Origin of the sequence: Paraburkholderia diazotrophica, from assembly GCF_038900755.1 — a bacterium.
Lineage (GTDB): Bacteria > Pseudomonadota > Gammaproteobacteria > Burkholderiales > Burkholderiaceae > Paraburkholderia > Paraburkholderia diazotrophica_A.
Genome location: NZ_JBBPEN010000001.1, coordinates 115,478 through 135,850, shown reverse-complemented (window position 1 = coordinate 135,850; position 20,373 = coordinate 115,478). Strand labels below are relative to the sequence as shown.

Here is a 20,373-nt window from a genome sequence, read left to right as displayed (position 1 = left end):
GTGCGCGTCGCTACTGACGAACGAATGTGCCGTCAGCGCGGCTAAATTGCCGCAGATTCTGACCGTTCCGTTGACCATGGCCTTTTTCGCTATCGTTCTTGTCTTTGTCCGGCATGCCCGGTGAAATGACAGAAACGACAGGCGGCTTGTCGGGCGGCGTCACTTTTCCGCCGGTCTTGGGCGTCGGTGGCTTCTTGCCGTAGACCTGCAGGTTCTGCGTCACTGCGAGCCCGCCTGGACGCGCCACGGCAGCGGAATTGACAACACTGGCGACCTGCTGTGCAGCCGCCGGCCACACTGCACAGAGACAGGCGGCGCACACTGCGGTGCTTGCTATAAATTTCAGCGGTTTCATCATGAACTCTCCATTGCCCTTTCGTGAACGAACGAATGTGAACGTCGACGCGAAAGAGCGAAGTGGTTAGTCGGGGCGTACGTTGACATTGCCGATTTCATCGACCGACACGTCGATTGAAGGCTCACTGTCGGATTTCTTTGTCCCGGGAATGTCGAGGTCCGGAACCACGATGTCTTTGGACCCTTCGACAGTCAGATACGGCGATGCGATTGGAGCAAGTACGTCAACAAGCGTGGGTGCGTTTGCCACTTCGATCGGTGGATGCGCAGACGCTTCTTCTAGAGCGGCGACGATTCTTGCGCACGCCTGTCCATCGCCATAAGGATTCGTCGCGCAGGCCATGCTGCGATACGCATGTTCGTTGTCTAGCAAACTCGATGCTTCCGTAAGAATGCGGCCGATATCTGTACCGACGAGCCGTGCTGTTCCCGCTTCTATCGCTTCGGGCCGCTCGGTCGTATCGCGTGTCACCAGTACGGGCTTCCCAAGCGACGGCGCCTCTTCCTGCACGCCGCCCGAATCGGTTATCACAAGATATGCGCGCGTCATGAGGAACACGAAAGGCAAATAGTCTTGTGGACCGGTCAGATAAATATTCGGTGAATCGCGAAGTATTTGTTCAGCCGGCTCTCGTACATTCGGATTGAGATGCACCGGGTAGACGATCTGCACATCTGGATATGACTGCGCGAGAATGCGCAGCGCAGTGCAAAATTTCCGGAACGGCTCGCCAAAGCTTTCCCGGCGATGTCCTGTCACGAGGATGATGCGGCGTGTCCAGTCGATGCCGGGAAATCGTAGCGAGATTGCTTCGGCCAGCGTGAAGTCACTTTCGATTTTTCTCCGCACGCCTAGCAGCGCGTCGATCACGGTATTGCCCGTTAGCACAATTTGCTTGGCATCTGCGCCTTCGGCCAACAGGTTGTCCCGGGCCCGTGCGGTTGGCGCGAAATGCCAGCTCGACACGGCATCGCAGAGCTTGCGATTCAATTCTTCCGGCCACGGAGACCAGATATTCCCCGTCCGCAGCCCGGCCTCGACGTGTCCCACCTTTACGCGGCGATAAAAGGCCGCAAGACTCGCGGCGAGCGTCGTCGTCGTGTCGCCATGCACGAGTACGATCTCCGGATTCACCGAGTCATAAACCTCGCCGATGTTGTTGAGAATATGCGACGTGATCTCCGTCAGCGACTGCCGTTTGCGCATGACGTCCAGATCGAAATCGGGCGATATGTCGAACAGACCGAGTACCTGATCGAGCATTTCGCGGTGTTGGCCCGTCACGCAAACCTGAACATCGAAACCCGGCGCTTCGCGCAGTTTCTGGACGAGCGGCGCCATCTTGATCGCCTCGGGCCGGGTGCCGAACACCGTCAGTACTTTCCTCATCGTGATCTCCTTCAGTTGCGTCTTCAGAACCATAGAGTTGCGCGCACGACGAGACCGCGTGCGCGTGCGGCCGAAGTCAACGGGAAGCGGTATTGCACCGTTATGTCAGCCCAGCTTGCCGGGGCACGATATTTCGATTCGCGAAACCAGAAACGGAATTGCACGCCAGGACCGATGCCGAGTGCCGTCTGATCGGTTGCCTTGTTGTCGTGGTCACCCGCGAGTGCGACGTGGGGATACACGGTGAGCTTTTCGCTGATGGGCGTCACGCGCCACGTATGCCCATAGCGAAGTTCTGTGTAGATGATGTAGCGGCCTGCATTGACGAAGTACGCGCCTTCGATATAGGCCTGCCAGCTTCGCCAGCTCGGTTCGGTGACGCGCAGGTCGGTACCGTCTTCGGACGAATAGCCGAGCCTGAACAGAAGATCGTTTGTCGAGAGGCTTCCGATCTTGAAGAGCCGCTCGCCCGTCACAACCAGGTTCTGAGACGGGAGTGGCTTATAGCGCACACCGACCGACCCCTGAATTGTCGGCGCGCCCGTCACATTGCCGGCGCCATCGTAGGCCGTGCCGTAACCACGCACAAAGAACTGCAGAATGCGTCCGTCCCGATAGCCGATCTTCGGCGGTTGCCAATAGGCTTCGAAACCAGGCTGCAATACGTCGACCGTTCCTTCGGGACCGAAAGCGGCCGTCTGATACGGCAAGCTCAGTTGAAAGCCCCATTCTCTTTGCAGTTCTTCGACCTCACGCTTGTATCCGAAGCGCCGCTGCTCATCGAAAGCGTGCTCTTTGTCGTCGGCATCGAGGCTTTGCTCGAAAAGCTTGACTGAGCGATCGTTGTCGAAAGTACGTTTTGCGGCGTAAGCGGCGTCTGCGTAATTCCCGGCGTTGCCTGCGCCCTTATCGAAACCCGCCTGAAACTCTTCTAGTGCCTGCGAGTCCTTGCGCTCTCGCAAAAGGTCATACGCAGCCTGCAGATGCGCTGTGGCGGCGGCCTGCGTTTCCTGTAGCTCGGCATTGTGGGCCTGGTCGATGATTGCCTGCGCGTACGTGCGGTCCGCGTCCGTCGTCGCGTGATCGAGTGCCGTCTGTGCAGCCGAAACCGCTGATTGACGGTCGCCTTCGATCAGTCGTGTTTGCGCGAGCCGCAACTGCACGGCGGCGTCCGTTTGATCCGCCAGTGGGGCGAGGGCTTTCTCAGCCTCGTCAGGACGCTGCGCAGTGAGCGCGCTATCGGCCCACGCAAGACGCAAGGTCCGTTGTTGTTCTGCTGTCCACTTTCCTTTCTCAAGCGCCGCCGACAGATAGCGGAAAGCCATCTGGCTTCGTTGCTGACGTTGTGCGAGAAAGCCGTTTTGCGCAAGTACTTGCGGACTTTCAGGAAAACGCTCTAACAGCGCTTCCGCAAGTGCGTCCGCCTCGGGCGTTTTGCCTTCGCGGACGTACACATCGAGCAGCAGCAGGCCCAGTTGCTCGCTACCTGGCTGCACTTTCCATGCGCGTTCGGCGTAACTTTCCGCGCGAGGCAGATTGCCGTCAGCAATCGATTTGTACGCGGCGTCCGCCAGCCGATACGCGCGCGGAGTCAACTTCGGTTGCGCATACGCGTCGATGCTGCAAAGCGTAAGACACACGAGTACGGCAGCCGCACAACCGAGCGGCTTGCGCGTGAAGTCGGATGCTGTTTGCCGGGTTGTGTTCATGCGACCCCCGGTCCGGGGCTTATCTTCGGGTCGACGAACGGCAAAACCTGCGCGCGCGCCCGTTCCAGCTCTTCATATCGTGCGTGCTTGCGCAGGTGGTTTTTCAGTTCTGAATCGGCAGCAATGAAATACGCGACTTTAGTTCCGGCACCTCGGCGGACGATCCCTTGTTCGTCCGCTGTCAAGGGACTGCCGACTGCGCAATTTAGCGTGCCGTCTTCGCCAATCGAAAAAGGAACCATCGTGAACGCATGCTGAAGCTCATAAGGCAACGCGCCGGCGCAGAGATCGACGGCTACATTGGCGAGGCTCACGCGTGGTAGTTCCGACTGCTCTGCAAGAGCGTCGGCGAGTGTGTCGGCCATGACATATGCCTGCTCGAGAAGAAGTTCTCCGAGCTTTCTGCCGCACTGGCCTTGCAGCGTCAAAATCGCCTCGAGCTTTTCCTGAGTCAGCACGCCCCAGTCGATGAGAATCTCGCCAAGGCGTCGGCGGCACTTCCCCATTGCCGCATTAGACAGAAACGTATGAGCTGTCTTGTCCCAGGCTATCGGTTTGCCCGTCGCGAGGTGCCGGATATAGATCTTCCACGCACGGCATACGGCGCAGAAGTTGATGAGGTTGTTGACGATGAGGCGTGGGATCGATAAGAGCCCTTGCAGACGTCCATTGAGCTTTGCAACAAAGTAATATCGCTCCCATACACGTAGAAAAAGCATTGCTGCATTGATCGACAGCAACGGATATAGATAATCGGTGGCCATTGCGAGCCGTGCATCGACGTATACGTCAAAGCCGCCCGCCTGCAGCGTGGCAAGCGCAATGAAATTGACCAGTACGACATAGGCGACCACGGAGGCAACCGACGTAACCATGCCTTTGCGATCGCGAAAAAACATATAGCGCGCCCGCAGGCTGCCGTTCCAGCCCAGCTGCTCCCAGCCCTGGAAGGCAATGCCGAGAATCCAGCGAGCCCGTTGACGATAGGCGGTTCTGAACGTGTCGGGAAAGTACTCGCGGGTGGCGAGCAGTGCGCGCGTCGTGTGCTGATTGCGCCCGCCGCGCACACTGGGCAGATCGGTCGAATTTTCCGAAATCGAAAAGTGCGCGAACGTCTCCGTCATGCCCATCTCGCGAAGCCGAAAGCTGAAGTCGTAGTCTTCCGTCAGCGAGTCGGTGTTGAACGGACAGCCGCCGCGCAGTCTCATGGCCGTTTCGATTGCGCGGCGCCCGTAGCACGAAGCGACACCGGCACCGGGCACGACGCCCGTCAAGCGTTCACGTGTTGGAATATCTTTTTGATGCGTCTCGCTGAAATCGTCCATATACGTTCCCGCGACGAACTCGTTCCATTTGCGCGGCAGCGAGAGAACAGGCAGTTGCACGAGATCGTGGCGTTCAACGGCATAGTTGAAGTACTTCAGTTCGATCGGGTGAATGACATCCTCGCAATCGTGCATCACGACACCCGCAAAGCGGATGTGATGTGTCTCCTCGTAACGCAATATCGCGGCGACGATCCAGTTCAAGCAGTCCGCCTTGCACGTCGGTCCGTCGTTGAGCACGGTCGCGCGCGTGACGCGCCCCGGATAGCGGCGAATCATGCGCTCGACTTCAGCCGTCGTTTCCGCATCGTTGTGATACGTGCCGACGAAGATCGTGTAGTGGTCGTACTCGATAGTCGAAAGCGTGTTCTCGACCATTTTGGCGATCACGTCATATTCTTTCCACGCGGGCACCATGATGGCGAAGTGCTGTTCGCTTAGCTGTCTTAGCATCGGCACGTCGACTGTTTGTCTCTTCTCGCCGCGCACTCGCCTCCTCAACTCGGTCAGCCAGAAAAAGCCGTCGAGCATCAGATCGTCGATTGTGCTGACAAAAATGACACACGCGGTGAAAAGCGCGACGACGTTGAGTGCGGTCAGGTACAGAGTCCAGAGGGCAGTCGTTTGCATGGCGTCTTCATGCTCGCGTGATCTCGGCACTCTCATTGAAGGCGGCGCGTGTCCAATCAGCAATGGAACATTTGAACCATTGATCGCGACTTCTCCAACGCCTATCACTTTGACATCGTCCTTGAGTCGCAATCGAATGATTTGCTCAGGAGGTGCGTCATGTGTGGAATCGTGGGAGCTGTGTCGCAGCGGAACGTCGTGCCAATGTTGATCGAAGGACTACGCCGGCTGGAGTATCGAGGCTACGATTCGTGCGGCGTGGCCGTGCACCGGGCTGGAATGCCTCGTCGAGCGCGATGTACCGCGCGCGTCAATTCGCTGGCGAGAACGATCTCCGACATTCATCTGGAAGGATCGCTTGGTATTGCACATACACGATGGGCGACGCACGGTGCGCCTGCAACTGAAAACGCACATCCGATCTTCTCGCGGGATCTGATCGCGATCGTGCACAACGGCATCATCGAAAATCACGAATCGTTGAAGTCGATTTTGATGGCGCAAGGCTATGAGTTCCAGACCGAGACCGATACGGAAGTCATTGCGCATCTCGTGCATTCTTTCTATGACGGCGATCTTCTTTCTGCCGTGATCCGCGCAACCCGCATGTTCCGTGGCGCCTATGCGATCGCCGCATTCAGCAATGATGAGCCGGGCCGCATGGTCGGCGCGAGAGATGGATCGCCGCTGGTGGCGGGCATTGGTGAGACGGAAGCGTTTCTGGCATCGGACGCCATCGCGCTTGCAGGCTATACCAATCGCTTCGTCTTCCTGGAAGATGGCGATGTCGTAGATCTGACACCGGGCAACCTCATCACATGTGATCGCAATGGTCGCAGCGTGAAGCGTCCGGACCGCATGATCACGCAATCGCTCGACGGCGCCTCACTCGGTTCGTTCTCGCACTACATGCAAAAGGAAATTTTCGAGCAGCCGCTTGCGATTGCCCGAACGCTGGGGGAAATCGATGCGCTAACTCCGTCGATTTTTCAGGGTGCCGATCGATCGACATTTGAATCGGTCGGTAAAGTCCTGCTGTTGGGATGCGGCACGAGCCACCACGCTGGGCTAGTCGCGCAGCAGTGGTTCGAGACCATTGCGAGGGTGCCTGTGCAGGTGGAGATCGCCAGCGAATTCCGCTATCGGGATCAATGCCACCATCCGCACACGTTGGTCGTGCCCGTCTCGCAGTCGGGAGAAACGGCCGACACCCTGGCCGCGCTAAAGTACGCGCAAATGATGGGGCTCGACAACACGCTGGCAATCGGCAATGTCGCGAACAGCGCGATGATGCGAGCGACGCGCAGCACGTTTCTAACCGGTGCGGGCATGGAAATCGGCGTCGCTTCGACTAAGGCGTTCACGACGCAACTTACAGCTCTCTTTCTTCTTGCGGCGACATTGGGGCGCGTGCGTGGCACGGTGTCATCGCAACAGGAGAGTGCCTATCTCCAGCAATTGCAGGATTTGCCCATAGCATGCCGTGCAGTGCTTGCGCAAGAACCGCAAATCATCGCGTGGGCCAGCGAGATCAGCCAGCATGAGAACGCGTTCTATCTGGGACGCGGCGCGCATTATCCAATTGCAATGGAAGGGGCGCTAAAGCTCAAGGAAATTGCGTACATTCACGCTGAAGCGTACGCCGCGGGCGAATTGAAGCATGGGCCGCTGGCGCTCGTTACTCCGGAAATGCCGACTATCGTTTCCGCGCCGAACGATGCGCTTCTGGATAAGCTTAAATCGAACATGCAGGAGGTGCGCGCTCGGGGAGGCCAGTTGTTCGTGATCGCCGATAGCGGAACAGGACTTTCGTGCGCGAGCGGATTGCGGGTTCTCGAAACGGGAGCTTATTTCGGGCTTCTATCGCCGATACTCCATGTGCTGCCCATGCAATTGCTCGCGTATCACTGTGCGAGTGCGAGACAGACCGACATCGACAAGCCGCGCAATCTCGCGAAGTCGGTGACAGTTGAATGAGCTAGCGGAGATTCGCTAGATTCACCAATGCGTGAATTTGTGGTTACTGGCTAAGGCCTGGGCCGAGCTGAGCCGCAAGTTCCGCATTGTTGCGTACACCCATTCGCTCGTGTATCGACACGATCTGTTTCCTGACAGTACTCGGTGAGACGCCGAACAGTCGCGCGATTTCCTTGTGAGTCAGGCCCGATGCCACCTTTTGCGCAACCTGTAGCTCTCGCGCCGTCAGGGTATCGACGGCTCTTCTCGGGTGCGCGTAAATGTACGCGATCGTTCCCTCGCGCATGATCCGGTATCCATGCGTGTTTTCTATGTGGCGCGTTTTCTCGGCGGCCAGTGCGAGGCGCAGCGGTTCGGGCAAACGTGCATCGATGGGTCTCGGCCATCGCTCGGCGAGGTGGCGGAAAAACAGCTCGTCGCCAAATAACAGGACGCCGTCCGCAGTCACAATCGCGCCCGCCCGATCTCGTTCGTGCTGATCGTATTGGAACCGCTGCAGTCCATCGGATGCGTTGGTCGCCCACGCCTCACTGATATGCGTGTGCAGCGTCTGAACGATATCGCGTTCGTTGTCGGTGAATGAACGCATCGCGCCATCGCGATGTAATGAAAGAACGAGAAACGAGAGCGTTGCAAAGCGCAGATTGGGCTCGCCGAGGCGCGCCTCTTCGTGTCCGGCGAAGCGATACCAGACGGCAACGGTGTTCGCACGGTGTTCGAATTCATAGCAATCGCGCGTTTCCTCTTCCAGCCTCCCGACGATTCGCGGCAGAAGTACAGGCTTGTCGTCACCCGTCGATTGATGACCATCGCTTCCAATGTTGATCAGATGGTCTGTGGGTGCATGAGGCGTCGCGAGCGAGCCAAGCGTATAGATGACGAGGCCCGTGTCGCCCGTGACGCCGGCGCGCCAGCGAAGCCGGTTGAACGGTACATACTCGCTGATGGTGCGAAAGGCGTACATCAAAAACTGGGTCTGCGTACTGCTCTTCGAAGCTTTGTAGATAGACAGTATTGCGTCACTCAATTGCCGCATGATGGTCACCTCGCTATTTTTCCTTTTACGGCCTCGCTTTCCACAAAGAAGATTGCAAAGATCGACCATGACAGATCGATGTCGCCTGTCAGATCGATTCAACGGTCTTCTTCGGGATAGGAAATACGAGTCGACGGCTTTTTACGTTCTTTGACGCAATGCCGCTATTTGGCGTCTTTTGGAATTCTCATACGACGTATCGTCCGTCGTGGACAACTTGTTATTGGAGCGTCTGCGCACTATCTTCCGGCACCGGTCACTGATATGGTGCGGCGAAAAGGTTTTAACGATTCAACCATGCAGGAGCACTGCAAAGCAACATGTTCAGCCAAAGAGAGCGACTGACGTTGTTATCGTGCAGTAGGGAAAGAGCATTCTTTTTCGCGAAAGAACAAAAGGCAAGTCGTACTTCGAGGGCATCGTCAGATGCACGATCCTACCTTTGGGCGTCTTTCAATTATTCGACAACGTTGAGCGTGTCGCGCTGGCAGGACTGTATTTGCGGGCAACCGAAGATAGGTACTTTCACCCAGAGTCGGCGCAGTCATTAATCTAATTAATATGATTGCGTGCATTGCGAAAGCACGAGCACCATGCGGAACCCGTGCTACGAATGCATAGCTTTAACGTGATCGCCATTCGGCGTCACTGTATTAGCTGGGTGCTTTCAGGTTGATCATCGTCTGACGAAGCAGTTGCCAATAGCTGCTCGTCGAATACGGGAGCATCTGCTCGACATAGTTCCACCAGAAGAAGCCGCCGATAAAGCGTGGATCGGTCATCGTGTTGACCATCGGATAGTACGTCTTGATCAGGTTCTGCTGAACGGACGCGGGCGCGGAAGTGCTGGAAGTGCCGATCTCGCCGAAGCCCACCTTTGCATTGGGGAAGATCTTCTCGAGCGCGGCGAAGTCCGCGTTCCATGACGGCGACAGTCCCGTGCAATCCTGATACGGGTAGTAGCTGAAAAGCGCGTAGTCAGTCGCCTGAAGCACAGACGCCGGCAAGAAACTCGTCGGCCAGGTTTTCCAGTAGTCTTGCGGCTTTTCCCAGCAGTTATTGCCCTTGCTGTCGTCGTTGTAGTACAGCGTGATTGCCGTCTTGCCGCCAGCCGCCTTGACGATCGAGTTGGCCGCCAGAACCATCTGTCCGATCTGTGTCTCTTCCGAATTGACTGTGGCAGCCGAACCGGAAGGATGTTTGCGCAGCCACTCCCCGTTGATTTCGTTTGCGATTTCCCAGACGTCGACGGTGCCGTTCAACTTCGACACCAGTTCCTGGGTGCGTGCCTTATACGTGGCGAGATCCGTCGGGAAGTAATACGAGTCCATGACTTCGCCCATCACGTACGCGACGGCATGCAGACGCAGCAGCGGCGCGTAGTAATCGGATGCGGGTGTGCCGGGATCGAACACGACACGCACGGTCGGACGATAGGGCAAATTGCTGAGCGATGCGACGATCGCATCCAGTTTCGTCAGATCACCGAGCGTCACGCCGTAGACGGGTGCTTTCAATGTTTCGACTTGTGCCTGGACGGACGGCGCGAACATCAGAGATGTCGTTGCCAGACACGCGGCAACGGCCGCGGCGGGGAGGGATTTTTTGGTTTTGGCGAGAAAAGTCATTCGTCTGAAAAGAGCAAAAAGGCGCGATGTTATCAGCAAGTTAGGCGGTAATTGTCTGAAGATAAATGATTGTTGTTGCAACTTGCGTTGTCGCGAGATGGCGTTTTCCACTCTGTTTCTGCTGTAGCGGAGCACCCGGCATGCGGTACCATGCGAAAGAGAGAGCGTAAAAGTGAGCCCGTCGCCATCGGGTATGGCGACGGGTTTTTTCTGGGCGTTTCCAGTGGCCCATCCGCACGTCGTCTATCGTCGGGAGATCGAGAGATCGAGACATCGCGAAAGACGCGGGGAGTACCGAAATGACCTACTGTGTGGCGATGTGCGTCGACGAAGGCCTCGTGTTCCTCTCGGACACGCGGACCAACGCCGGTGTCGATCACATCAGCACGGCGCGCAAGATGTCGGTGTTCGAAGAGGCGGGCGAGCGTGTACTGGTGCTGCTCAGCGCGGGCAACCTGTCGCTCACGCAGGCCGTGCTGCACGAGCTGTCCGAGCCCGCCGATTCGTCGCGGCCCACGCTATGGACCGTCTCGACGATGGCGGACGCCGCGCGCGTCGTTGGCCAGGCGGTGCGCGACGTCCATCAGCGTGAAGCAAGCGCGCTGCAGGCGTTCGGCGTCGAGTTCAATTGCAGCTTCATTCTCGGCGGCCAGATTCTCGATGGCGGCGCGAGCGGCAATGGCGCGGGGCAGCCGCGTCCGCGTCTCTTCATGATCTACGCGGCGGGCAATTTCATCGAGTCGTCACGCGTGAATCCGTACTTTCAGATCGGCGAGTCGAAGTATGGCAAGCCGATCATCGACCGCGTGCTCGTGCCGTCGACGCCGCTCGACGAAGCCGCCAAGTGCGCTTTGATCTCGATGGATTCGACGCTGCGCTCGAACCTTTCCGTCGGACTGCCGCTCGATCTGCTCGTCTACGAAAAGGATGCGCTGCGCGTGACGCGCTTCGTATCGATCGATCAGGACAACACGTATTACCAGATGATTCACCGCACGTGGGGCGATCGGCTGCGGCAGGTGTTCAGCGAGATTCCGGAGCCGGACTGGCGAAGCGCGAGCGATGTGCCGCGCGACGGACATATCGGCGAGATGGTGCTATATCGCGCGCCAGGCGCGTTGCACGCCGACGTCGATGAGACACCTGTGGATGCCGGCGCGCGTCCCGCCCAGACCCTCGCGCAAGCCGACAAGCCCAAAGCGCGCGGTTGATCCCGGGCGCGGGGGCTTGAAACAAGCCGGCACCAATAAAAAAACCAGCCTTCGGCTTGCGCCTCCGGCTGGCTTCTGAAATACGGCTCGACGTCTCGAGCCGTACGCCATTCGTTCTTCGTATTAGAACTTGTGACGGATACCCAGGCTGACGATTTCTTGCGACTTGTCGCCTGCGTTGTTGCCGTACGAACCGATCGACGCGCCTGCCTCTTGCGTCGTGGTTGCGTTGACGCGCTGCGTGCCGCTTGCGTGCTGGTATGCGCCGAGCAGGTAGATGTCGGTACGCTTCGACAGCGAGTAGTCGCCGCCCAGCGAAACCTGGTGGTAGTTCGCCGACGTGTCGCCCGCGCCGTGCGTGTACGTGTAGCCCAGACCGACCAGCATCGCCGGCGTGACCTGGTAGCCAGCGAACGCGCCAGCAACGTGGAACTTCTCCTGCTCGTGGAACGCCGAGAAGCCGTCCGGCTTGTATTGCGCGAAGCTGTAGCGGATGTTGAACGTGAACGGACCCGTCACGTACTGTCCCGCAGCCGACGTGATGCTGATCGACTTGGCCGACGAGTAGCCGCCGTTGATCTGCGAGTCGAGCGTGCCATCCGACGTTGCGCCCGAGCCCCACACGCCTGCCGGCGTCGCCGGCGTGATGCCGCGGCTTGCCAGCGTGCTGCCGTTGTCCATGCGGATGTAGCCGGCTGCGACGCTGAACGGACCGAAGCCGTACGTTGCCGCGCCCGACCACGTCTGGCCCGAGCCCGTTGCGCCTGCGACGCCGCCCAGCGCGTACAAGCCTTCGAACTGGAAGCCGCTGAAGACAGGCGACACGTACTTGACCGCGTTGTTCGTACGCGAGCTGTTGTCGTTGTTGTCGACGTCGCCCGGCGTGGTGAACGTGCTGCCGAAGTAGTTGTCAGCCGTCAGCGGCTGAACCATGTCGACCAGCGGGTCGTACTGGCGGCCCAACGTCAGCGTACCGTACGCGTCGTGCGTCAAACCGACGTATGCCTGACGGCCGAACAGACGGCTGCCCTGACCGAGCTTGCCCGAGTTCACGTCAAAGCCGTTTTCCAACTGGAAGATTGCCTTCAGGCCGCCGCCCAGGTCTTCCGTGCCCTTCAGGCCGAAGCGGTCACCCTGGATGTTGCCGGCGTACATTTGCCACAGGTTGTCGTTCGCGCGGTTCGCGTTGTGAACGTACTGGATCGATTCATCGATCAAGCCGTAGAGCGTCACGCTGCTTTGTGCATGTGCTGCGCCAGCAGCGCCAAGCAGTGCCAGCGAGAGGGTAGACAGTGCGATTCGTTTCATCCATTTCTCCACGCAGATGATTGGTTTCGTTGTTGCGAATCGGAGAATAGCGCAGTGTCCCCAAGTGTAAGAACTGAAAAAAATTAAGGTGTATCGAAAATGTGACAGCCCGGTCGGGCCCTTGTGTTGCAGGGTTGTGAACGATTGTTGCTCTTTCGGCAATATTGAATCGTTGACTATGCATTATTGTTGTTTTTATGACAGTGATCGTGCAAGTCGGTAGCCGTTGCACGTTCTCGCGCAAGTGCAGTGTAAGAAAGTTGTCTAATCAAATGCGGAAACTTCCGTCTCTAAATAAAGAAGCGGTCGGCGCGGGCGGAGCAACGCCTTGACTTCGTGGGTGGACATCCGCGCGTCGATGTGATGACGCAAGCGCAGTTTCGTTGAAGCGAACGCTTAACGGGCGTCGCTGGCGGCGGGCGGCGCTTCGGCATCGTCGGCGCCGTTGTGGCGGCCGGCCACTGTGGCGACAAAGAGAGCCGTCCCGGCTGCGACCAGCACCGAGGTCCACGGGTGGCGTCGGACGTATCGGTCCGCGGCCACCGCCGTGCGGCCCGCGCGCACCAGCGTATTCGCGGCGGCGCGGGTCGCGTGCGTTTCTGCTTCCACAACCGTTTTGCCGATGGTCACGGCTTTGCTGATACCGGCGTCATGCGTCGCGACGAGCTTTGCCACAACTGATGGCCGCCGGGGTTTTGTGTCTGTCGTCACACCGGCTCTGCCTGCCGTGAGGTCGCGAGCGCCCGCCGTCGTGCCGGCGTCGCCCGCTCTCAGGCCGGCTGTGCCTGCCGTGGCCTCGGCAGATCCGGCAGCGCGCGCCCTTACACCCGCTGCTGGCAACGGCGCAGCCCCCCGTACTGAACCGCGCTTCGCAGCACCGGCCGCCACCGTCGACGCGGCCATGACCGACGCGAGCATCGCGCGGCTGCCGGGCGGCGTGGCGCGCGCGAACCCCCACGCGCCGCGCGGATCGTGCATGCGTCCGCGCGCGGCGGCAAACTCGGCGCCGAGCAGCAGCACGACGGCCGAAAAGTACAGCCACATCAGAAGCACCGCGAGCGAGCCCGCCGCGCCGAACGAATTCGCCATGCCCGCGTGCGCAAGGTAGAGCGCGAAGAGCTTCTTGCCCGCCGAGAACAGCGCGGCCGCCACCGTCCCGCCGACGAGCGCATCGCGCCAGCGCACGGGCGCGTCGGGCAGGAACTTGAGCAGCGCGGCAAAGGCGAAGGCGAGCACCATCCAGCCGACGAGCAGTTGCAGCAGGTTGCCGATCACCACATAAGGCGAATCGCCCCACAGCATGTTGCCGATGAACGTGATCGCCGTATCGAGCACGAGCGACACGATCAGCAGGAACGCGACGCCGAGCACAAGCCCGAACGAAATCAGCCGCACGCGCACGAGCGCCATTACGCTCGACGTGCGCGGCGTTTCGGACGGCCAGACGACATTGAGCGCGCTGTTCAGCGATGAGAAGGTTGCCGAAGCGCCGATCGCGAGCATCGTGAACGAAATGACCGCGGCGATGCCGCCTGCGCCGCCGCTGCGATGCGCGTTCTGCACGATCGTCGTGACAGCAGCGGCGGCATCGTTGCCGAGCACGCCGTGCACCTGTCGAAAGAGCTCGCCGCGCGCGGCCTCGGCGCCGAAGAACCAGCCGGATACCGCGATCACCATGACGAGCGTCGGCGCGAGCGAGAACGCCGCATAGAACGCGATGCTGGCCGCCATCGCGGCGCAGCGATTATCGGCGAACTGCCGCAGCGCGCCGACGGCCCACGACGCCTGTTTTTTCGCGACCGACTGCAACTTCCCGGCGGAGAGTGAATCGAGTTCCATGGGGTCCTTGTTGACGAGGATTCCGATGAGACTTCATGCAGGCAGCAATGCACGTGCTCGCAGATTCGCCATGCATCGCAGTGCTCGTACGCGCCGCGAGTGTCAATGGTATGACGCAAGCGTCGTGCCCATCTATCTATGTCGATACAACAACCGCGAAGCATCAGGCATATGACGTGCTGTCGTTCTGCTCTGTTGTGCTTACGACGTGCAAGAAACGACTTATACTTTTTCTCACCTCCCCACAAATAGAACGAGAGGCGATCATGTTGCAAATGTCCCGCCGTCAGTTCCTGAAGGTGACGGCGAGCACGCTAACGGGATCGAGCCTGGCCCTGCTGGGCTTCTCGCCTGAACCCGCGCTCGCCGAAGTCCGTCAGTACAAGCTGGCTCGTACTACCGAAACGCGCAACACGTGTCCTTACTGCTCAGTCGGCTGCGGCATTCTGATGTATGGCCTCGGCGACGGCGCAAAGAACGCGACCGCGAGCATCATTCATATTGAAGGCGACCCGGATCACCCCGTCAATCGCGGCACGTTGTGCCCGAAAGGCGCGAGCCTGATCGACTTCATCCATAGCGAGAGCCGCCTCAAATACCCCGAGTACCGCGCCGCCGGTTCGGATCACTGGCAACGCCTGTCGTGGGACGACGCGCTCGATCGCATCGCGAAGCTGATGAAGGAAGACCGCGACGCGAACTTCGTCGAGAGCACGCCCGACGGCAAGAAGGTCAACCGCTGGCTGACCACGGGCATGCTCGCGGCATCGGCGGGCACCAACGAGGTCGGCTATCTGACGCACAAGACCGTGCGCAGCATGGGGATGCTCGCGTTCGACAATCAGGCGCGTGTCTGACACGGCCCGACGGTGGCAGGTCTTGCCCCGACGTTTGGCCGTGGAGCGATGACGAACCATTGGGTCGACATCAAGAACGCGGACGTGATTCTCGTGATGGGCGGCAATTCGGCCGAGGCGCACCCATGCGGTTTCAAATGGGTGACTGAGGCGAAGGCGCACAACAAGGCTAAGCTGATGGTCGTCGATCCGCGCTTCACGCGCACGGCGTCCGTCGCGGACTTCTATGCGCCCATTCGCACCGGCACCGACATCGCGTTCCTTGGCGGCGTGATCAACTACCTGCTGACGAACGACAAGATCCAGCACGACTATGTGAAGAACTACACGGACTTTCCGTTCATCGTCCGTGAAGACTTTGCGTTCAACGACGGCATCTACTCCGGCTACGACGCGAACGCGCACAAGTACGCCGACAAGTCGACGTGGGACTACGAACGCGGCGACGACGGCTTCGTGAAAGTGGACATCTCGTTGCAGCATCCGCGTTGCGTGTACAACCTGCTCAAGCAGCACTACTCGCGCTACACGCCGGAGATGGTCGAGAAGACCTGCGGCACGCCGAAGGACAAATTCCTGCACGTGTGCGAGACGCTCGCGACGACGGCGGCGCCCGATCGCGCGGGCACGATCCTCTATGCGCTCGGCTGGACGCATCACTCGGTCGGCTCGCAGATGATTCGCACGGGCGCGATGGTGCAACTGCTGCTGGGCAATATCGGCGTCGCGGGCGGCGGCATGAACGCGCTGCGCGGACACTCGAACATCCAGGGCCTGACAGACCTCGGCTTGATGTCGAATCTGCTGACGGGCTATATGACGCTGCCGAACGAGCCCGAGCAGGACTACGAGGGCTACATCAAGAAACGCGCGTCGCAGCCGCTGCGGCCCAATCAGCTGAGCTACTGGAAGAACTACCGCGCGTTTTACGTCAGCATGATGAAGTCGTGGTGGGGCGATGCCGCGACGGCCGACAACAACTGGGGCTATGACTATCTGCCGAAGCTCGACAAGCCGTACGATCTGCTGCAGGCGATCGAGCTGATGAACCAGGGCAAGATGAACGGCTATATCTGCCAGGGCTTCAATCCGCTCGCGGCCGCGCCCAACAAGGGCAAGACGTCGTTGAGCCTCGCGAAGCTGAAGTGGCTCGTCATCATGGACCCGCTCGCGACGGAAACATCCGAGTTTTGGAAGAACCACGGCGAGCACAACGACGTGGACTCGTCGAAGATCCAGACGGAAGTTTTCCGTCTGCCGACGACGTGCTTCGCCGAAGAGCGCGGCTCGCTCGTCAGTTCGAGCCGCGTGCTGCAATGGCACTGGCAGGGCGCGACAGGACCGGGCGAAGCGCGCAGCGATCTCGAGATCATGTCGGGCCTGTTCCTGCGCATGCGCAAGGCGTACAAGGAAAAGGGCGGCAAGTACCCGGACCCCATCGTCAATCTGAGCTGGCCCTACGCGCATCCGGACAGCCCGACGCCCGAAGAGATCGCGATGGAGTACAACGGCCGCGCGCTCGCCGATCTGCCCGATCCGAAAGACCCGAGCAAGGTGCTGGTGAAGAAGGGCGATCAACTGTCGGGATTCGCGCAACTGAAGGACGACGGCACGACATCGAGCGGCTGCTGGATCTTCTGTGGCGCGTGGACCCAGGCGGGCAACCAGATGGGCCGGCGCGACAACTCCGATCCCACGGGCATCGGCCAGACGCTGAACTGGGCGTGGGCATGGCCCGCGAACCGGCGCGTGCTGTACAACCGCGCATCGTGCGATGTGAACGGCAAGCCGTTCGATCCCGAACGCAAGCTGATCGCGTGGAACGGCACGAGCTGGAGCGGCACCGACGTGCCCGACTTCAAGCTCGACGAGCCGCCCGAAAACGGCATGGGTCCGTTCATCATGAACCCGGAAGGCGTCGCGCGTTTCTTCGCGCGCGACGGGATGAACGAAGGTCCGTTCCCCGAGCATTACGAGCCGTTCGAGAATCCGCTCGGCTACAACACGTTCCATCCGAACAATCCGCAAGCGACGAGCAACCCGGCCGCGCGCGTGTTCCCGGATGACCGTGCCGCGTTCGGCAAGGCGGCGGACTTTCCGCATACGGGCACCACGTACCGTCTGACGGAGCACTTCCACTTCTGGACCAAGCACGCGCGCCTCAATGCGATCATCCAGCCGCAGCAGTTCGTCGAGATCGGCGAGGACCTCGCGAAGCAGATCGGCGTGGTGGCAGGCGATCGCGTGAAAGTGTCGAGCAACCGCGGACATATCGTCGCCGTGGCCGTCGTGACGAAGCGCATCAAGCCGCTGATGATCGACGGCAAGAAGGTGCAGACGGTCGGCATTCCGCTGCACTGGGGCTTCACGGGGCTCACGAAGCCGGGCTATATCACCAACACGTTGACGCCTGTCGTGGCCGACGCGAATTCGCAGACACCGGAATTCAAGTCGTTCCTCGTGAAGGTCGAGAAGGCATAGGGAGGCGTCATGGCATATCAATCGCTCGATATCAGACGTATCTCCGCCACGACCGTGCAGCCCACGTCGGTGCGCGAGCCGGCGACGGGCGGCGTCGCGAAGCTGATCGACGTGACCAAGTGCATCGGCTGCAAGGCGTGCCAGACGGCGTGCATGGAGTGGAACGACCTGCGCGACGAAATCGGCGTCAACACGGGCGTCTACGACAACCCGCACGATCTCACCGAGCATTCGTGGACGCTGATGCGCTTCACCGAATACGAGAACCCGAAAGGCGATCTCGAATGGCTGATCCGCAAGGACGGCTGCATGCATTGCGAAGATCCCGGCTGTCTGAAGGCGTGTCCGTCGCCGGGCGCGATCGTGCAGTACACGAATGGAATCGTCGATTTCCACGAGGAAAACTGCATCGGCTGCGGCTATTGCATTTCGGGCTGCCCGTTCAACATTCCACGGCTGTCGAAGGCGGATCATCGCGTCTACAAGTGCACGCTCTGCTCGGATCGCGTGGGCGTCGGCCAGGAGCCGGCGTGCGTGAAGACGTGTCCGACGGGCGCGATCGTGTTCGGCACGAAAGAGGACATGAAGGCGCACGCCGAAGAGCGCATCGCTGATTTGAAAGAGCGTGGCTTCGAGAAAGCGGGACTATACGATCCGGCGGGCGTGGGCGGCACGCACGTGATGTACGTGCTGCATCACGCGGACAAGCCGTCGCTTTATCACGGCCTGCCCGACGATCCGCACATCAGCCCCTTCGTGCAGTTGTGGAAGGGCATCGCGAAGCCGCTCGCCGTCGCCGCGATGGCGCTCACGGCGCTGGCGGGTTTCTTCCACTACACGCGCGTCGGGCCGAACGAGGTGTCGGACGAAGACGAAGATGCCGCCCGCAACGCCGCGCGCGACATCCGCGAGCGTGGCGAACACAAGCCCGAGGAGCCCGTCAAATGAAACACCATCGGAATGGCAATCCGGATTTGATCGTGCGCTACACCGCGAACGAGCGCATGAATCACTGGATTACGGCGATCACGTTCGTCCTGCTCGCGCTGTCGGGCCTTGCGTTCTTCCACCCGTCGATGTTCTGGCTCACCGCGCTGTTCGGCGGCGGCCAATGGGCGCGCATTCTGCATCCGTTCATCGGCATCGTGATGTTCGTGTCGTTCCTGATTCTTGCGCTGCGCTTCTGGCATCACAATTATCTGAACGACGACGACTGGCAATGGATGCGTCAGTACAAGGACGTGCTCGCCGCGCGCGAGGACCGGCTGCCGGAAGTCGGGCGCTACAACGCCGGGCAGAAGCTGCTGTTCTTCGTGATGGTGCTGTGCCTCGTGCTGTTGCTGCTTAGCGGAATCGTGATCTGGCGGGCGTATTTCTCGTTCTATTTTTCCGTCGATGTGGTGCGCGTCGCGGCTGTCATTCATGCGATCACGGCCTTCGTGCTGATCTGCGGAATCATCATTCACATCTATGCGGCGCTGTGGGTCAAGGGCTCGGTGGGCGCGATGGTGCGAGGCACAGTGACGCTCGGCTGGGCGCGCAAGCATCATCCGAAATGGTTCCGCGAAAGCATCAAGTAACAGGCGGCGCGCGTGCCGGGAAGCGCGCGCCGTATCCGCATATCTGCTACTGTTGACGCCATCCAGACCCTAACGGCAGGAGCCTGAATTGGTGCAACGCATCCTGGAGCCCGGCCAGATCGAAGCAATCGATCATTCAGCCCTTCCCCGCATTCGCCGGCCCGAGCGCGCGACGCTGTTCTCGACGCGCGCCGCGCGTCTTCGCGAGCTTGCAGGCGCGAGCCCGATCGGCGGGTATATCCGGCTGATGGCGTCGCTCGCCGACGCGCAACAGCAGGCGCTCTTGCAAGTGAGCGCGACGATGCCTGCCGCCGAATCCATCGCCCTCGCGCAGCAGCATTCGATGCCGATCGCGCCGTCGTCGACACCAGAGCGCGACCCGGTGTGGCGAGACGTGTTGCAGCGCCTGCTCGATCGCGTCGAAGCGGCCGGTCTCGTGACGCCAGCGCTCGCGCGCGTGATCGACGGCTTGCGCATGAAGAGCGAGCAGGAACTCGATGCGCTCGCCGACGCGGTGCTCGCGCTGCGCTTCAACGAAGTCGATCCGGCGTCCGCGCCGTTCGTGATGGCGGCGCTGCAAGTGGTGTGGACGGACATCGCGAGCCGCATCGACGAGCGCGACGTGCCGTATCTCGACACGCCTGGCACATGCCCCGTATGCGGCGCGCAGCCGGTGGCGAGCATCGTGCGCGTCGGCGGGCAGTTTCAGGGCTTGCGCTATCTGCAATGCGGACTGTGCTCGACGGAGTGGCACGTGGTGCGCGTCAAGTGCTCGAACTGCGATTCGACGAAGGGCATCGCGTATCACGGCATCGACGGCGGCAGCGAAGCGCTGAAGGCCGAATCGTGCGACGAGTGCCACACGTACCGCAAGATCGGCTATCAGGAGAAGGACTACGACTTCGAGCCGCTTGCCGACGATCTCGCGAGCCTCACGCTCGATCTGCTGATGAGCGAAGCGGGCTACCGGCGCAGCAGTCCGAATCCGCTGCTGTGGCCCGAAGTGCCGTCGGACGAGTGAAGCTCATCTATATGCACGGGGAGT

At 60.2% G+C, this 20,373-nt stretch carries 14 protein-coding genes; 6 read left to right on the top strand and 8 right to left on the bottom strand.

The window, feature by feature from the left end:
- Window positions 1–10: 10 nt before the first annotated feature.
- From AABE10_RS00650 to AABE10_RS00635, 4 genes are all read right to left on the bottom strand, one after another.
- Window positions 11–358 (bottom strand): hypothetical protein, encoded by a 348-nt coding sequence (locus AABE10_RS00650; protein ID WP_342931381.1) that lies wholly within the window; start codon window positions 356–358, stop codon window positions 11–13.
- Between the two features lie 63 nt (window positions 359–421).
- On the bottom strand, window positions 422–1,747 hold the full coding sequence (wecB, locus tag AABE10_RS00645; protein ID WP_342931380.1) for a non-hydrolyzing UDP-N-acetylglucosamine 2-epimerase: 1,326 nt from the start codon (window positions 1,745–1,747) through the stop codon (window positions 422–424).
- 23 nt (window positions 1,748–1,770) lie between these two features.
- The gene (locus AABE10_RS00640; RefSeq protein ID WP_342931379.1) at window positions 1,771–3,456 is read right to left on the bottom strand and encodes an NfrA family protein; all 1,686 of its coding nucleotides are present in this window, start codon (window positions 3,454–3,456) and stop codon (window positions 1,771–1,773) included.
- On the bottom strand, window positions 3,453–5,543 hold the full coding sequence (locus tag AABE10_RS00635) for a glycosyl transferase family protein (protein WP_342931378.1): 2,091 nt from the start codon (window positions 5,541–5,543) through the stop codon (window positions 3,453–3,455). The genes AABE10_RS00640 and AABE10_RS00635 overlap by 4 nt, the downstream gene beginning before the upstream one ends.
- Window positions 5,544–5,570: 27 nt before the next feature.
- Between AABE10_RS00635 and glmS the strand changes: the two genes are divergently transcribed.
- Window positions 5,571–7,388 carry a glutamine--fructose-6-phosphate transaminase (isomerizing) gene (glmS, locus tag AABE10_RS00630; protein WP_342931377.1) on the top strand — a complete coding sequence of 606 codons (1,818 nt, stop codon included), beginning with the start codon at window positions 5,571–5,573 and terminating at the stop codon, window positions 7,386–7,388.
- Window positions 7,389–7,431: 43 nt separating this feature from the next.
- Here glmS and AABE10_RS00625 read toward each other — a convergent pair whose 3' ends face one another.
- Both AABE10_RS00625 and AABE10_RS00620 read right to left on the bottom strand, forming a co-directional pair.
- Complete coding sequence (locus AABE10_RS00625; RefSeq protein ID WP_342931376.1) at window positions 7,432–8,493, bottom strand: helix-turn-helix transcriptional regulator; 1,062 nt, start codon at window positions 8,491–8,493, stop codon at window positions 7,432–7,434.
- A 584-nt stretch (window positions 8,494–9,077) separates the two neighbouring features.
- Entirely contained in the window at window positions 9,078–9,977 is a 900-nt protein-coding gene (locus AABE10_RS00620; RefSeq protein WP_342931375.1) for a hypothetical protein, read from the bottom strand.
- Window positions 9,978–10,351: 374 nt separating this feature from the next.
- Between AABE10_RS00620 and AABE10_RS00615 the strand changes: the two genes are divergently transcribed.
- Window positions 10,352–11,263, top strand: a complete 912-nt coding sequence (locus AABE10_RS00615) for a proteasome-type protease (protein WP_342931374.1) — start codon at window positions 10,352–10,354, stop codon at window positions 11,261–11,263.
- Between the two features lie 123 nt (window positions 11,264–11,386).
- Here AABE10_RS00615 and AABE10_RS00610 read toward each other — a convergent pair whose 3' ends face one another.
- Entirely contained in the window at window positions 11,387–12,571 is a 1,185-nt protein-coding gene (locus AABE10_RS00610; RefSeq protein ID WP_342931373.1) for a porin, read from the bottom strand.
- 396 nt (window positions 12,572–12,967) lie between these two features.
- Complete coding sequence (locus AABE10_RS00605; RefSeq protein WP_342931372.1) at window positions 12,968–14,410, bottom strand: YihY/virulence factor BrkB family protein; 1,443 nt, start codon at window positions 14,408–14,410, stop codon at window positions 12,968–12,970.
- A gap of 266 nt (window positions 14,411–14,676) precedes the next feature.
- Between AABE10_RS00605 and fdnG the strand changes: the two genes are divergently transcribed.
- The 4 genes from fdnG (at window position 14,677) to fdhE (ending at window position 20,349) form a co-directional block, all read left to right on the top strand.
- On the top strand, window positions 14,677–17,748 hold the full coding sequence (gene fdnG / locus AABE10_RS00600; protein ID WP_342931371.1) for a formate dehydrogenase-N subunit alpha: 3,072 nt from the start codon (window positions 14,677–14,679) through the stop codon (window positions 17,746–17,748).
- Window positions 17,749–17,757: 9 nt separating this feature from the next.
- Window positions 17,758–18,696 carry a formate dehydrogenase subunit beta gene (fdxH, locus tag AABE10_RS00595; protein ID WP_342931370.1) on the top strand — a complete coding sequence of 313 codons (939 nt, stop codon included), beginning with the start codon at window positions 17,758–17,760 and terminating at the stop codon, window positions 18,694–18,696.
- Window positions 18,693–19,328, top strand: a complete 636-nt coding sequence (locus AABE10_RS00590) for a formate dehydrogenase subunit gamma (protein ID WP_342931369.1) — start codon at window positions 18,693–18,695, stop codon at window positions 19,326–19,328. Before fdxH ends, AABE10_RS00590 begins: the two co-directional genes overlap by 4 nt.
- An 88-nt stretch (window positions 19,329–19,416) precedes the next feature.
- On the top strand, window positions 19,417–20,349 hold the full coding sequence (fdhE, locus tag AABE10_RS00585) for a formate dehydrogenase accessory protein FdhE (protein ID WP_342931368.1): 933 nt from the start codon (window positions 19,417–19,419) through the stop codon (window positions 20,347–20,349).
- Window positions 20,350–20,373: the final 24 nt, after the last annotated feature.